The sequence below is a fragment of the Psychrobacter sp. 1Y1 genome, assembly GCF_051847395.2.
Classification (GTDB): Bacteria; Pseudomonadota; Gammaproteobacteria; order Pseudomonadales; family Moraxellaceae; genus Psychrobacter.
In genome coordinates, this window is record NZ_JBPYDF020000001.1 from 1,377,965 (window position 1) to 1,392,632 (window position 14,668).

At 43.4% G+C, this 14,668-nt stretch carries 11 protein-coding genes; 3 read left to right on the forward strand and 8 right to left on the reverse strand.

Annotation, left to right across the window (positions count from 1 at the left end):
* Positions 1-6: 6 nt before the first annotated feature.
* The 3 genes from rpsF to ppsA all read right to left on the reverse strand — a co-directional run bounded on the left by rpsF (position 7) and on the right by ppsA (position 4,182).
* Positions 7-411 (reverse strand): 30S ribosomal protein S6, encoded by a 405-nt coding sequence (gene rpsF, locus ACS8FA_RS19850; RefSeq protein WP_101205443.1) that lies wholly within the window; start codon positions 409-411, stop codon positions 7-9.
* Positions 412-702: 291 nt separating this feature from the next.
* Positions 703-1,671, reverse strand: coding sequence for an RDD family protein (locus ACS8FA_RS19855; protein WP_439265001.1), 969 nt, complete (start codon positions 1,669-1,671; stop codon positions 703-705).
* Positions 1,672-1,797: 126 nt separating this feature from the next.
* The gene (gene ppsA / locus ACS8FA_RS19860; RefSeq protein ID WP_290177758.1) at positions 1,798-4,182 is read right to left on the reverse strand and encodes a phosphoenolpyruvate synthase; all 2,385 of its coding nucleotides are present in this window, start codon (positions 4,180-4,182) and stop codon (positions 1,798-1,800) included.
* A 691-nt stretch (positions 4,183-4,873) separates the two neighbouring features.
* On the opposite strand from ppsA, the gene ppsR reads away from it, so the two are divergent.
* From ppsR to sthA, 3 genes are all read left to right on the forward strand, one after another.
* Entirely contained in the window at positions 4,874-5,770 is an 897-nt protein-coding gene (gene ppsR / locus ACS8FA_RS19865) for a phosphoenolpyruvate synthetase regulatory kinase/phosphorylase PpsR (protein WP_371531258.1), read from the forward strand.
* Between the two features lie 129 nt (positions 5,771-5,899).
* Positions 5,900-6,301 (forward strand): DUF4377 domain-containing protein, encoded by a 402-nt coding sequence (locus ACS8FA_RS19870; protein WP_439264999.1) that lies wholly within the window; start codon positions 5,900-5,902, stop codon positions 6,299-6,301.
* A 100-nt stretch (positions 6,302-6,401) separates the two neighbouring features.
* Positions 6,402-8,051, forward strand: coding sequence for a Si-specific NAD(P)(+) transhydrogenase (gene sthA / locus ACS8FA_RS19875; RefSeq protein ID WP_057759390.1), 1,650 nt, complete (start codon positions 6,402-6,404; stop codon positions 8,049-8,051).
* A 93-nt stretch (positions 8,052-8,144) separates the two neighbouring features.
* Here the strand turns inward: sthA and ACS8FA_RS19880 are convergent, their stop codons facing one another.
* The 5 genes from ACS8FA_RS19880 to ACS8FA_RS19900 form a co-directional block, all read right to left on the reverse strand.
* Positions 8,145-9,335 carry an ABC transporter permease gene (locus ACS8FA_RS19880; protein WP_439264997.1) on the reverse strand — a complete coding sequence of 397 codons (1,191 nt, stop codon included), beginning with the start codon at positions 9,333-9,335 and terminating at the stop codon, positions 8,145-8,147.
* Positions 9,335-10,642 carry an ABC transporter permease gene (locus ACS8FA_RS19885; protein WP_439264995.1) on the reverse strand — a complete coding sequence of 436 codons (1,308 nt, stop codon included), beginning with the start codon at positions 10,640-10,642 and terminating at the stop codon, positions 9,335-9,337. Before ACS8FA_RS19885 ends, ACS8FA_RS19880 begins: the two co-directional genes overlap by 1 nt.
* A 3-nt stretch (positions 10,643-10,645) precedes the next feature.
* The gene (locus ACS8FA_RS19890) at positions 10,646-11,845 is read right to left on the reverse strand and encodes an HlyD family secretion protein (RefSeq protein WP_439264993.1); all 1,200 of its coding nucleotides are present in this window, start codon (positions 11,843-11,845) and stop codon (positions 10,646-10,648) included.
* A gap of 48 nt (positions 11,846-11,893) precedes the next feature.
* A complete protein-coding gene (locus tag ACS8FA_RS19895) occupies positions 11,894-12,760 on the reverse strand; it encodes a YihY/virulence factor BrkB family protein (RefSeq protein ID WP_439264991.1) in 867 nt (288 codons plus the stop codon).
* A gap of 102 nt (positions 12,761-12,862) precedes the next feature.
* On the reverse strand, positions 12,863-14,521 hold the full coding sequence (locus tag ACS8FA_RS19900; RefSeq protein WP_439264989.1) for a TolC family protein: 1,659 nt from the start codon (positions 14,519-14,521) through the stop codon (positions 12,863-12,865).
* Positions 14,522-14,668 lie beyond the last annotated feature (147 nt).

The following is a 14,668-nucleotide window of genomic DNA, read 5'->3' on the forward strand; positions in this document are numbered from 1 at the left end:
CTTTAATTAGTCTTCACTGTTGTCGTTGTCGTCATTATCGTTTTCACGATTGTCTGGACGACGAGTAGTTGCTTTGCGTGCGCGTTTTTCATCGGCATTCTTGGCTAACTGCGACTCTTCAGTGACAGCTTCGTCACGGCGCATAACTAGACTACGAATGATCGCGTCGTTATAACGGAATAATTCTTCAAGTTCAGCTAAAGTTTCACCGTCAGTTTCAATGTTGAAAAGAACGTAATGAGCTTTGTGAATCTTGTTGATTGGATAAGCCAGTTGACGACGGCCCCAATCTTCTAGACGATGGATAACACCGTTGTTGTCTTGAACTAACTTGATGTAGCGCTCAACCATGCCGACCACTTGGTCGCTTTGGTCTGGGTGTACAAGTAACACCAGTTCGTAATGTCGCATTATGACTCCTTACGGATTAGTAGCTATTAACCCTATGTTAATAGCAAGGAGATTTATAAGGTAAGCCCAATTCTAGTCATATTTTATAAAAAACAATCAAGAATAAGCTTAGTTTATAAAGCGCCGTATTATAACAGTACTCGGCAACTAACACAAAGGTTAATCACCAAGCTACTGTCAATAAAATATAAAAAAAGGCTAAATAAGCTTTGCTAAATAAAAAAGCCGCGATAGTACGCAGCTTTTTTGAGTATAACGAGCTATAAAACCAATAACCAAATCAAAATACCGTTATTCAGGTTTTGATTTTTTTACCAACTGGCTACTGTCTGCTTTGACCACTAAGGTTTTGGCAAGTTTGTCATGCCAACCAATATTTTCAGGGCTTTTAGATGCCATATAGTAATGAATAGCGATAATCACAAAGCCTAAAAAGCTAGTAAACGAAAACAGTAAGTTATAGATAATAAATAACAATAACGTACGTGTACCGATAAGCTTAATGAACGAAGGTAGGCGATGCGTGGTTTGATCCACAACACGAATACCAGTGATCAGCTTGCCTAGCGATTGACCACGCATGGTAATAAATACCAATTGTAAGGCAAATAGTCCAAAGACCATCACCTGTGACATCATCAATGTGCTACTAGGAAGGCTTTCCATCAGGCTCATTGAGTATTGATAGGCGGCGTCCATATCTTGAATGTTTTGGAACTTGGTATAGTCCACATCCATCTTAGTCAATGCCATTACTAGCGGCAGTATGGCCAATATATAAAGTAGGCCATTCAATGCAGTCGCCAATACGCGTGACATAATTGGCGCAAGTACCACGTTGCCGACAACTTTATCATTGTCTGCAACAGCCTTTTTGAGAATAGACTTGTTTAATGAGACATTGTTGTGCGGCGTTTGATGACGATTGGTCGTCATGTCGGCTTTCACGTTTTTAGGACGTTCAGGCTTGCCATATAGTCTGTCTAACGATACTGACTTATCATCTTTCGCTTTATTGGTATCTTCAGGGAAGACGGTCACGTTATTGATGATAGAGTCGTTTACTTCAGGCGTGTTAGCACTGGTCGGGCGATAAACCGTTTGGTTATTGGTAAGATCACCTACGCGCTGCCACTGAGCTAAGCCTTCATGCCACATCAAATCATCAAGCAATACTTCACCAGATGCCAGCATGATATTCAGCTGCTCCAACTGATATGGGCCAGCTTGTACGTTATTTCGAGCAAGGAAAATCTGCATAATTGCCTGCATAGTTAGTCATGTCTTAGGACATTATATTAGGGTCTATTTGAAAAAATCAAATAGACCCTAATAGTGGTATCTTTAATGACTGTGTGAATGACCGCTGTGATTAAACGTAGCGGTTTACTTCGCTTCTTCACCAGCTAAGAAGAACCAAGTATCTAGTACTGAGTCAGGGTTCAATGACACTGAGCTGATACCTTGCTCCATTAACCAAAACGCTAGATCTGGATGGTCTGATGGACCTTGACCACAGATGCCGACGTATTTGTTTTGCTTACGGCAAGCTTCGATAGCCATAGACAATAGTTTCTTAACAGCAGGATCACGCTCATCAAATAGATGTGAGACGATACCTGAGTCACGGTCAAGACCAAGCGTTAACTGAGTCAAATCGTTAGAACCGATTGAGAAACCATCGAAGTATTCTAAGAACTCTTCTGCCAATAGCGCGTTGGTCGGTAGCTCACACATCATGATGACGCGCAAACCGTTTTCGCCACGTTTTAGACCATTTTTCTCAAGTAACTCGATGACTTCTTTGGCTTCGCCAACAGTACGTACGAATGGAATCATGATCTCAACGTTGGTCAAGCCCATGTCATCACGTACACGTTTTAGTGCTTTACACTCAAGCTCAAAACAGTCACGGAAGTTATCAGACACATAACGGCTAGCACCGCGGAAACCAAGCATTGGGTTCTCTTCTGATGGCTCGTATAACTTACCACCAAGCAGGTTAGCGTATTCGTTTGATTTGAAATCTGACATACGAACGATCACTGGCTGATCCATAAAGGCAACAGCTAGGGTTGAGATACCTTCAACCAATTTATCAACATAGAAGTCAACAGGTGACGCATAGCCTGCGATACGCTCTTGGATTGCTTGTGAAATTTCACGTGGCAAGCTGTTCATGTTTAGCAAGGCTTTTGGATGCACACCAATCATACGGTTGATGATGAACTCTAGACGTGCAAGACCGATACCTTCGTTTGGCATTTGGGTGAATGAGAATGCGCGATCTGGGTTACCAACGTTCATCATCACTTTGAATGCTAGCTCTGGCATAGATTCAACAGAGTTAGTCTGTACTTCAAAATCAATCTGGCTTTCGTAGATGAAACCAGTGTCGCCTTCCGCACAAGAAGCAGTTACGTCTTGACCATCAACCAATAGCTCAGTTGCGTTGCCACAACCAACGATAGCTGGCACACCTAGCTCACGCGCGATAATAGCAGCGTGACAAGTACGACCACCACGGTTAGTGATGATAGCAGAAGCGCGCTTCATAACTGGTTCCCAATCCGGATCAGTCATGTCTGATACGAGTACGTCGCCTTCTTCTACTTTGTCCATCTCGTTTAGGTTGCTAACGATACGCACTTTACCTGAACCGATACGTTGACCGATTGAACGACCTTCACACAATACTTTTGCGCCAGTCGTGTCGATGACATAACGTTCCATTACGTTGCTGTCTTGACGGCTCTTAACAGTCTCAGGACGTGCTTGAACGATAAAAATCTCGTTAGTATCGCCGTCTTTTGCCCACTCGATATCCATCGCTTGACCATAATGCTGTTCGATCGTTACCGCTTGTTTGGCAAGTGAGGTTAGCTCTTCAGTAGATAAAGAGAACTGCATGCGATCTTGTTTTTCAACATCAACGGTTTTAACTGATTTAGCCGTACTGCCTTCATCACCATAAACCATTTTCTTATGCTTGCTACCTAGGTTACGACGAATAACTGACGGTTTGCCATTGGCTAGCAATTTCTTAGAGATATAGAACTCATCTGGGTTAACCGCACCCTGTACAACCATTTCACCTAGGCCATAGCTTGAGGTGATGAATACCACTTGATCAAAGCCACTTTCGGTATCTAGCGTGAACATAACACCAGCAGCACCAGTCTCTGAACGTACCATACGCTGTACAGCAGCAGATAGTGCAACACCCTCGTGCTCAAAACCTTTGTGTACACGGTAAGAGATTGCACGGTCGTTATATAGAGAGGCAAATACTTCTTTAATAGCAATTAGGACGTTATCAATACCGCGAATGTTCAAGAAAGTTTCTTGTTGACCGGCAAATGACGCATCTGGCAAATCTTCAGCAGTGGCAGAAGAACGTACAGCAACAGCGATGTCTTCGCCGCCACTCATGGTTTCAAATGATTGACGTACTTCTTGCTCAAGATCTTTTGGCAGTTCTTGTTCAATAATCCAAGTACGAATCTTTTTACCAGTAGCCGCAAGCTTATTAACATCGTTTACGTCTAGTGTTTTTAGCTCGCTGTTGATTTTGTCAAGCAAGCCTGTTTCAGTCAAAAAGCGGTTGAATGCATTTGAAGTGGTGGCAAAGCCGCCTGGAACACTAACGCCTAAATCAGAAAGATGGCTGATCATTTCGCCAAGCGAAGCGTTCTTACCACCAACCATTTCGATGTCGTCTTTTCCTAGCTGATCAAGATTGATTACAAGTGCTGTAGATTGCGCTGCCATGATAACTCCAGAAAATAAGGTTATTTAGTAAAGATTATAACGGTGAATTATACCGCTATATTTGGAGAATTTCGAGGGGTTGAACCAATATTTTTGTCAAAAAGATACAAATTGTGGGATTTGCTACATAAATTAGGGCCAGTCCGATCAGGTTTCGTATTTACTCAGATGAAAAATATCATTGCTAGTGACAATGTTATGCGCTTTCAAAAGCCAATTACTGCATAAAATAGATGCATTCAAATAAGCCATATTTAGAGTATTTCTATAATTTATGTTTCAATCTTATGTATCTGTATAAACAAAGCATAATAGAAGAAGCATAAAAAACGCCTTAATGAGAGGTGAATTAACTATGACGACAAGATGAAAAACAATGTTGGTGCTAAGTGTACGCCTGTAACATTGATTTCTATTAAGAGGCTAATATGCGTATAATGTAGCGCATAGATAGTTGATGCACATTGCATGATAAATGTGCGGTATAGGTGCTGAAAAATGCTCGTTTTAAGAAGGCAGTTATAAAGCCTAGTTATACGAGTTATAAAGGTAACTATAAAAAGCCGAGTAAAATTCACGCTATTAATAGTCAATAACTGCTAAACGTTTGCTAAGTCTGAATTATTACTAAGATCTATACCAAAAACTAAATGAAGGTCACTATTGAGTTTTCAACCGAGGTGTCAACGTTATGTACTCAAGCAATCCATCTGAACAAGTCAAGTCCACTATCCAAAATCGTCATGCACTAAACTTGGACAGCTCACAAGCCATCAGAACGGCGTTTTTTATCTCAGATGGCACCGCGATTACGGCTGAGACTCTCGGACGCGCTATTTTAAGTCAGTTTGCCTCGGTCCCTTTTGAGACACGAGTGTTGCCATACGTCGATAGCCTAGAGCGTGCTGATGATGCCGTAGAGCAGATCAACATGGCATATCAACGTGATGGGTCGTTGCCGTTGGTGTTTGATACGATCGTCAATCCAGAGATTCGTGAAAAAATCAATTCAGCACATAGCTGTAATTTGGATATGTACGAAGGGTTGATTGGCCGCGTTGCAGAAGAGACTGGTGTGGAGCCAGATGGTCATTCAGGGCATGCACATGATGATGTCGATTCTGAAACTTATAAAGAGCGTATCGATGCAGTGCATTTTGCCTTAGACAATGATGATGGCGCACGTACTCGTCACTATAATGCAGCCGATATTATTTTGGTGGGTGTGTCGCGCTCTGGTAAGACGCCGACTTCTTTATATTTAGCATTGCAATTTGGTATTCGAGCGGCTAACTATCCTTTAACCGAAGATGATTTGTACGACAATCAGTTGCCGAAAGCATTACGTGAGCACAAAGACAAACTATTTGGTTTGCTTATTGATACCGATCGCTTGGTAAAAATCCGTCAAGAGCGCCGTGCAGGCAGTCGTTATTCTAGTTATCAGCAGTGTCAGCAAGAGCAGCGCGCGATTCAGGGTATCTATATCACGCATGGTATCCCGAGCTTAGATGTATCAGAGATGTCTGTTGAAGAGATTGCCACACGTATTTTGCAGATGACAGGTCTCAAACGCCGTATTGGATAATGAATGTCAGCTTAAACAGTCTCTGTTCAATCAGTATCAATAAGTGTTCAGGCAGCTTTAATAAGTGCGTATAAAACACTAATAAACATACATCATTTCATCCTAGATAATTATCATATAGAGAATATTATGATTTCAGCCTTTCAATCTATAAAGCCATCGTTGTTGCTGGCAGGTTTAATCAGTGCAGCGACTTTACTGAGTGCTTGTCAAACATCACCATTTGCAAAGGATCCAGTACCTGAGCCGCGCTATATTCCAAGTATCGTATTGGGAGAAGCACAGACACTGACCGTTATGCCAAACCGTGTGGCTTGTGCTTCAGAATTGCCAATGCAGTGCCTACTTGCTAAGTCTAAAGACGGTAGCGTATTCCAGATTCCTTATGACTGGATCGACGATTTCAAACCAACCCTTGGTACAGAGTACATTATTAGCGCCCGCCCGCAGATTGATGAAGGACAACAGAGCACCACTGGTCACTGGACATTGCAAAACATACTGTCACAACGTATGGTGGGCATGCCTTAGTAGGGCGGTATTCATTTATCTACATGATACAAACTCATCTACATATTGATTCATTTATATCTCAAACATTTACTCGATAAATAAATATAAAGAGGACATCATGGTAAGTAAAAGTGCAAGCGACGAGACCAACGATACTGGTAAAGATATTCATACCGAAGTATCAAATAAATCTAGCGGACACGTGCCAAGCCCTGAACATACCGAAGGTAAGAACAAAAAAGAAAAGATAGAGCAGACTCACGAGCAAGTGACTGATGATGTCATGCATCATCCTGACTTAGTGAATCCGCTTGATGACACACGAATCGATATTAAATCTGGTTTTACCAAAGACTCTCGCCGTCTAAAAAGTGACGATCACGAATATGAGTATGATGCCGTTGTTTTGGGGGCGGGACCTGCTGGTGAAGCCGCTGCTATGAAATTGACTAAGTCTGGTAAAAGAGTTGTCGTCGTCGATCCGCGTGATCAAGTAGGGGGTAACTCTACTCACGTCGGTACGATTCCAAGTAAAGCACTGCGCCAATCTGTATTCAACTTGATTAACTTCCGCCGCGATCCAATGTTTACCAAGGCGATGGAATATAAGCAAGTACCGCTAAATGAAGTACTGGCCAAGGCGCGTCAAGTTATCCGTCGTCAAGTCAGTACCCACACACGTTTTTATGAGCGCAACCGTATCGAAGTCATCCAAGGCTGGGCAAGTTTCATTGACGCTCATACGCTACGTATTGAAGTCGATGAAAATGTGTACGAAACCATCACTTTCAATAAAGCCATCATTACTGTCGGTAGTCGTCCTTACCGTCCTGAGATTTTAGACTTTAACCATCCACGCGTTTTTGACTCTGACAAAATCTTGCAAATGGATTATGTGGTCAAAAAAATCATCATTTATGGTGCAGGGGTTATTGGCTGTGAGTATGCGTCTATCTTTACTGGTCTTGGCTACAAAGTTGATCTAATCAATAACCAAGATCAATTGCTTAATTACTTAGACAGCGAAATCAGTGATGCCATCGCGCATGACTTTAGACAGTTCGGTGTGCTTATCCGTAGTAACGAAGAGATTGATCATCTTGAGACTCATGATGATTATGTAGTCTTGCACCTAAAGAGCGGCAAGCGCATCAAATCTGATGCCATTCTTTGGTCAAATGGTCGCTCAGGTAATACAGAAGGCCTGAATTTAGAAGCTATTGGGCTAAAAGCAAACGGCCGTGGTCAGCTAAAAGTAGATGATACTTACTGTACGGACGTCGACAATATCTATGCTGCTGGCGACGTAATCGGTTGGCCGTCACTAGCCTCTGCCGCCTACGACCAAGGTCGCTGTGCCGCTGCCTTTATGGTTGGTGATAGTGATGCTGAGCCAGTATCTAGTGTACCGACGGGTATCTATACAATTCCTGAAATCTCTTGTATCGGTAAGACAGAGCAAGAGCTCACGGATGAAAAAGTTCCGTATGAAGTGGGTCAGGCGTTCTTTAAGCATTTGGCACGTGCCCAAATTATCGGTGAACGTTCGGGCGTATTAAAGATATTGTTCCATCGTGATACCTTAGAAATTCTAGGCATCCATTGCTACGGTAACCACGCTTCAGAGATTATCCATATCGGTCAAGCCGTGATGAAGTGTAAGAGCAACAATACGCTTGAGTACTTTGTAAATACGACTTTCAACTATCCAACGATGGCAGAAGCATATCGTGTGGCGGCATTGAATGGTTTGAACCGAGTGTTTTAAACCATTGTCTATTTATATCGTATAAATAAAAAGAGCGCCTACTATTATTAGTAGGCGTTTTTTTATGCTCATAGACTTCATTAATTTGAAGATTTATAAGTAGGCTTTTCGCTGCGGAATACGCTTGCGTAAAAATAGCAATAAAACAAAATAGAGCAACCATAAGCCAGCCAACGCATAAAATCCTACAGCGACTTGAGAAACACTGGCACCCATTTGGTTAAGCTGCACAGAGGTATTGATTGCAGGCGTGGTCGGTACCAGCCAACGTATGACTTGTAGTACTTGAGGCAATTGGTCAGCTGGCCAGGGATAGCCGCTTAAGAAGAATATCGGTAAGGAGATAAAAATTAATATCTGCATACTGCGCTCACGCTGCCGGAACCATAATCCGAGCACGCAGCCGAGCGTTGCGACTGTCGGACAAAATAGTGCCAAAAACAGCAGCGTACCAAGCATGTTTTGTCCACGTGGATAATGATGTAGCTCAAACGCCCACCCATAATAAAAGCAGCCAACGATAAAACTAAGTGAGCTTAGCGCTCCGATACGTCCTAGCCAGCCACGTATACTGGTACTGTGACGGCGCTGCTCATACCATGTGCCAATCAGCATCGCAGTCGCCATTAAAAGTGTCTGCTGTAAAATGATAACAGAGACAGCTGGTACGACATAAGCACCATAGCCTTCGGTTTGGTTATACAATGGCATAATCCGTAGCGGTACAGCTTGCGTGTTCTGCGCTGCGGTAGATGCATAAGCGCCTTTCGCAATGCTTTTCTTTACCTTGATGCCTGCCGATACCGTACCTACTGCTTGAGAGAATCCTAATTGGACGTTTTTATTTAAAATAAAATAACCACCATTACCCAGTACACTGACGTGTGCTTGCTCTCCGGACTGAACTTGTTCTTCAAGACCAGTTGGAATCACCATATAGCCTGCAATTTGATCTGACCATATGGCTTCTTCGGCAGCCTGCTCATTGATAAATCGTTCAGTATCTAGGTATGGGCTAGCACTCGCATAGCGTACGAGAGTACGCGATAAGTTGCTGTTGTCATGATCAATGATACCTACTGGCACATGATTGACTACCTCAGAAGAGTAAGGCCAAGGATAGAAAAACCCATAGATAATAGGGGCAATAATTAACATCAAAAGTACGCCTTTGTCGCCAAAGACGTCTTTGAAGGTTTGAATAAAACTGTTCCAAAAACTTTGTGATGCCGGAGTGTCGGTTAAATTAGCTTCTGAGTGTGTATTATTTGATTGTGCAGACATTAGCGTGCTCCCCAACGTTCAGGATGCGCCAATGCGCGTTTGGTTAATAGTGCCGCAAGTAATAGCGCTATTATGACCGCAAGCATGAGGCCATAAACGATAGGTAGAGAGATGGCGATCGGTGCTTGCATTTGTAACTGTGCAATATGGAGCTTTAAATAATGCGTTAGCGGCAGGGCATTCGACCAATATTGCGCGCTATCACTAATCGCAATATAAGGAAAAGTAACACCGGCAAAGGCGTAAGAAGGTGCTGAAATAAATCCAGTAGTCGATAGACCCATACGTAATGAGAAAGAATTCAAAGTAAAAATAGCACCCAGCCAAAACGACAATACCATTAGGCACAGAAACCCAGCATAGACTGCCATAAGAGACATGATGTTGATATTCTGATTGGACGTTGCCAGCCACAATATCAACGCTGACCACAAGCTATAAGCCAGTATTGGCCAAAGGTATTTACCCAATAGACCAAATACCAAAACTGATAGGCTGACCGAATGGGGCATTTTTGCATTCGATGATGTTTTGTTATTGCTGCTATCTTGTTTGGTTGATAGCGAAGATGACGTTTTTGAGGCTTTAGATAAGGTTAGATTAGGCTTTCCTGTATCAATAAAACGGTACCAGCGACCGATATTCTTATCACGTAACTCGCGGCCAATCGTGGTTGCGCCAATGACCATTGCCAGTATATGTAATAAGGCAGGTATGACGGTCGATGCCAAAAACTGCTGATAATTGGTCGCAGCATTGAATAAGCTAATACGCTGCACACTGATAGGCGCGTAAGCCGTCATCGCTTGTGATGGTGCTACGCCTTGTTTGACCAATCGTTTGATCTCTACACCTGCGGATAATGTACTAGCGACCGCTTGGACACCTGCCTGAATAATACCAGAGTGCGTACCGTACTGTGCATTGACTTGTAGAGTCAACGGAGCAGGCTGGCTCGATAATATATTACGAGAAAAGTCCTCTGGGATAATGACGACAGCGTAAATATCGCGCTGTAAAATCGCAGCCTCTGCATCCGCTTGGGAGTAATAAAGCTGTCTGACCGTCAAAGTAGGACTGGCCTCTAAGTAACGGACGGCCGTATTGGCAACAGCGCTGTTGTCTTGATCGATGACTCCGATAGGCAAATCGGTAATTTGAGTCTGTGAAAATATCCACCATATTAGCAGCACCGTTGCCAGTGGTATCCATACCACCATGCTAAAGTCCCAATGATTTTTTGCCAAAAAACGGCGCTCGTAGGCTGCACTGCGTAAAAAAGCCTCACTTAACTTAGTCAAGTGCATGGCTTACTCTTGGTTCTGATTGACAGGGGTAGGGTTGATACGTACGACCACACTCATGCCTGAGCGGATACGAGCGTCAGGCTTAGATGGTCGTGCCTTTACCTCAAAAGTACGCACATCAAAACCATCATCGTTATTGGTCGGACGCCAAGTGGCAAAGTCTGATAAGGTCGATGTCGCATAGACGGTAAACTGTTTTGTATAAGGCTTATCCGCTGATGACAGCGCTGGAATAGTACCGGTAAATGTTTGACCAATAGCAAATTGATTTAAATAAGACTCAGTGACGTTAAGTACTACCCATTGGTCGTTGGTATCCACCAACGTCAGGAGCGGAACCCCTTGACCGATGACTTCTCCAGCACTCACGATGACATTGTCAACGATACCAGCGATAGGACTTCTTAGGTTCGCTTCCTCTTTTGCTACTAGCGCTTCATCGAGTTTTGCATCGACCTGTGCGACTTGTGCAGTGGCCGCTGACTTATCTTCAGTACGTGCGCCTTCTAATGCCAGATCATACTGTAAGCGGGCTGCTTCAGTTTGGTCTTGAGTAGCAAGATATTGCGCATACGCCTCATCGCGCTTTTGTCGCGCCATCAATCCTTCTTCGTAAAGGCGATTGACACGTTGGTAAGTATTTTCTGCCAAGTCAGACGCGGCTTTATTGGCTTGCCAAGCGGCTTTTGCTTGGGCGATTTCTTGCGGGCGCGCACCATTTTCTGCTTTATCTAATTGGCTTTGCGCGATTTGCTTACCAGCACGTGCTTGATTAATCTTGGCATTAATCTCAGGCGAATCCATCTCAACCAGTTGCTGACCTGCCGTTACCGTATCACCCTCTGTTACCATAATCTGGGCAATACGCCCTGGTACTTTTGCAGCGATAGACGTTTGCTGCATCTGCATTTGTCCTTGCAGCGTAATAACTTCTGGCTCGCTATGCGCGTTACTTTTGTATAAGCCGTACGCAATCGTACCAAGGACAATCAGTATGAATAGTGCAAGTAATCCTTTTTTCATACGTGCAGATTTGTCAGTTTTAGAGGCGTCACGATTATAAGCAGGTGTCGGTTGCTCTGGTTCAATATCAGACGCGTCTTCTACAGGATCGACTGAATTTTGTGTATCTTGAGAGGTCACTGACTCGGTTGCATCAGCTGATTTATTTGAGTCGTCTGATTCGCGTGGTAATTCTGTCATGACAATGAGATTCCTAAAGCAACAAAGTTGAAAATAAAGGGTTTATTACTAGTACACTCGAAACGCATAAGGCTTGGCGTTGTCTATGGTTTCAGAATTAAAAATAGCACCAAGGGCGACGATAAATGCTGAATAATAGAGCCATAGCATAATGACCACGGCAGCTGAAAGCGCGCCAAACTCAGCACTATAATTATTAAAATTTTGCACATAAATTGAAAACAAGATGGACAATATAATCCATAAAACCGTTGCTAACGCAGCGCCCGGCATCAATTTTTTGAGGGCAACAGCATCACGATTTGGGGCTAGACGATAAAGACCTAAAAAGCTTAAGAATATGATACCCGTCAATATTGGCCACCTGCTCCAAAGCGCAATCGTCTTAGCTATCTGAGGGAAAGGAAAGTAGGCGGCTCCCAAAGGAATAATCGCGATAGAAGAGACCGCGATAATCAATACGACTACTGCTGCAAAGGTCAAACCAACTGCGCGAATCGTGCTTTGTACAAAACTACGCTCCTGAGTTATATGAAACGCAAGATTAATAAGAATAATTAAAGATTTGATACCTTTGGAGCCCGCATAAAGTGCGAGCAAGGACGATATAAGCAAGCTGAAAGTCAGGGCAGACGTAGTCGTAGAAACCAATTCGCTCAGACGGGAGTTGAGCACTTCATATACTGTATCAGGTATAAATTGACTCAGAAGCGAGATTTGCTCTTGCATCTCGGCAGGAGAAAACGCAAGACCATAAAGTAGGACAAACACAGCCATCACTGGAAAAATTGATAAGAATCCAAAGAAACCTACGCTTGCGCAATGCGCCCAAACATTAGAGTTATTGGCAATACGCCACGTTTCTAGTAACGTCTGTAGCCAGTTTTTTATCAATTTAGAGGTCAATTTTTTCATAAAAGCAGCTGTTCATAAGAGGGTTGGTAATAGTATTTTCGATGTCGGCTTTATGGTAATACAAAGCGTTTATCAGCACGACTTATGGTTTATCACATCACATCATTGCTCAGTATATAAAGTAGGCAATTGAATGTCAGCGGCGTTGAGATAAGCATTAAAAGCAAGTGGCGTACCACAGCTTTGCATAAGGGCAGCCAGTGACTGTACATAGTCATTAGCAGCTTGTGCTTGTTCAGTACGTGCTTTGAGCGATTGCGTCTGTGCCTGCACCACGTCAACGGTAGTATTTACACCTTCTTGTAATCCTAAGCGACGTAGTCGTAATACTTCTGCTGCCAAATCAACATTACTTTGTAATGCTTGATAGCGTGATTGAGCATTATTGACATCGTGCCAGTTTTTTTCTACCAGTAGCAATAAATTGTCACTAACTTCAATCTCAGAGAGATCGGCCTGACGTATTTTGGCACTACTGGATGCTAGCGATGCGGCTTTATCGAGTCCGCCCCATAGTTTCCAACTGGCAGATATACCAGCGACCCAGCTTGGATCTTTCTCTACCTGACCATAACCGTATAGTAATACCGTAGGTTTGTAGCCCGTATCTGATAGCGCATGTAACTGCTGAGCCTGTGCCCGCTTGGCTGCAACTTTTTGCAGTCCGGGATGGTTGTTTAGTGCCAAGTCCTGAAAATAGCTCACATCTGGTAGAGGGCGACTAGAGACAAACAATGGCGTGGTCGGTTTAATACGGTAGTCGGTACGTAGTAGACGCTGTAGCGCAATCATGGCTAGGCGCGCGTCATTATTCGCATTGACGGATTCACTCTTGGCATCCGCAAGCGCTGACTGTGCTTCTAGTCTATCGACACGTGAGATAAAACCTTCTTCAAACAGACGCTCGGCCATATGGTCGGTTTGCTGCAATGTATCGTAAGCGTCTTCTCGTAAGTAAGCGGCGATAATCGCTAACTGTGCCTTAAAATAACGCTCAATTAACGTATTATAAAGCTCATTTTTATCCAGTACGCTATCAGCCATCGCTTCTTGCGTACGTGCATCCGAGGCGCCAGTCAATGCGTCTGTACGCCCAGCAGTATAAATAGGCCAAACGACACCAAGACCTGCGCCCGACGTAGAGCCTGATCGCTTGAGATTGTAAGAGTCGGGAATACGCTCACCGACCAGCTCACCAAAGTCTGGTAAGTCTGCTGTAGGAGGGACTATGTTATCTACGCCATTGTTTACTTCGTTGACGATACCGCTTCTGAGAGAAGATAAATCTATATCCTCATCTAAATGATAGGCACTGGCAGATACTCGAGCAAATACGAGTGGATTGTCGATAGTTCTGAGTGCGTCAGTTTGGTATTCGCTAGCAGCAATCGCTGCTTGATTGGCAGCAATTTTAGGTGATACTTGTACCAGAAGCTTCTGCGCTTGCTCTAAGCTCAAAAAGCTTGAGACGTCTAGTGCGTAGCTGTTATCTACTGCTTTATGTGTAATAGGGTCAACAAGCGTAGACAATGCCTGCGACTCAACGTTTTGAGGGTTTGGTACTGTATGAAAAGGCGCCACAGTTGGTTTATCATTATCAGTTGGACTATCAGCATCTATGATTTGTGTCACAGCCACTGGTGTAACATCATCTGACACTTCTATACTGTCAGCGTCAGTGCTCGCGTAAGTCATGACAGGCACGCTCATGACTGCAGCTGTCATCATAGCAGTCGGTAGCGCTGATAAAATGAATTTCATAAGTCACATAAGCCATTAATTAGAATGTAAGGTATTATAAAATAAGGAACAGCACCGATAGGTTTCATTGCTCAGGATATAAAGTTGCTGAACTATTATAGACTATTTGCCAGCTAGCGAAAAAATGATGCTTAAATAAATCATTCA

Excerpts from the sequence above, each read along its gene's own strand:
- ACS8FA_RS19855 (WP_439265001.1), bottom strand. The coding sequence starts at position 1,671 with ATGCAGATTTTCCTTGCTCGAAATAACGTACAAGCTGGCCCATATCAG.
- ppsR (WP_371531258.1), top strand. The coding sequence starts at position 4,874 with ATGTACTCAAGCAATCCATCTGAACAAGTCAAGTCCACTATCCAAAAT.
- ACS8FA_RS19895 (WP_439264991.1), bottom strand. The coding sequence starts at position 12,760 with ATGAAAAAATTGACCTCTAAATTGATAAAAAACTGGCTACAGACGTTA.
- ACS8FA_RS19880 (WP_439264997.1), bottom strand. The coding sequence starts at position 9,335 with ATGTCTGCACAATCAAATAATACACACTCAGAAGCTAATTTAACCGAC.
- ACS8FA_RS19870 (WP_439264999.1), top strand. The coding sequence starts at position 5,900 with ATGATTTCAGCCTTTCAATCTATAAAGCCATCGTTGTTGCTGGCAGGT.
- rpsF (WP_101205443.1), bottom strand. The coding sequence starts at position 411 with ATGCGACATTACGAACTGGTGTTACTTGTACACCCAGACCAAAGCGAC.
- ACS8FA_RS19900 (WP_439264989.1), bottom strand. The coding sequence starts at position 14,521 with ATGAAATTCATTTTATCAGCGCTACCGACTGCTATGATGACAGCTGCA.
- ACS8FA_RS19890 (WP_439264993.1), bottom strand. The coding sequence starts at position 11,845 with ATGACAGAATTACCACGCGAATCAGACGACTCAAATAAATCAGCTGAT.
- ACS8FA_RS19885 (WP_439264995.1), bottom strand. The coding sequence starts at position 10,642 with ATGCACTTGACTAAGTTAAGTGAGGCTTTTTTACGCAGTGCAGCCTAC.
- sthA (WP_057759390.1), top strand. The coding sequence starts at position 6,402 with ATGGTAAGTAAAAGTGCAAGCGACGAGACCAACGATACTGGTAAAGAT.
- ppsA (WP_290177758.1), bottom strand. The coding sequence starts at position 4,182 with ATGGCAGCGCAATCTACAGCACTTGTAATCAATCTTGATCAGCTAGGA.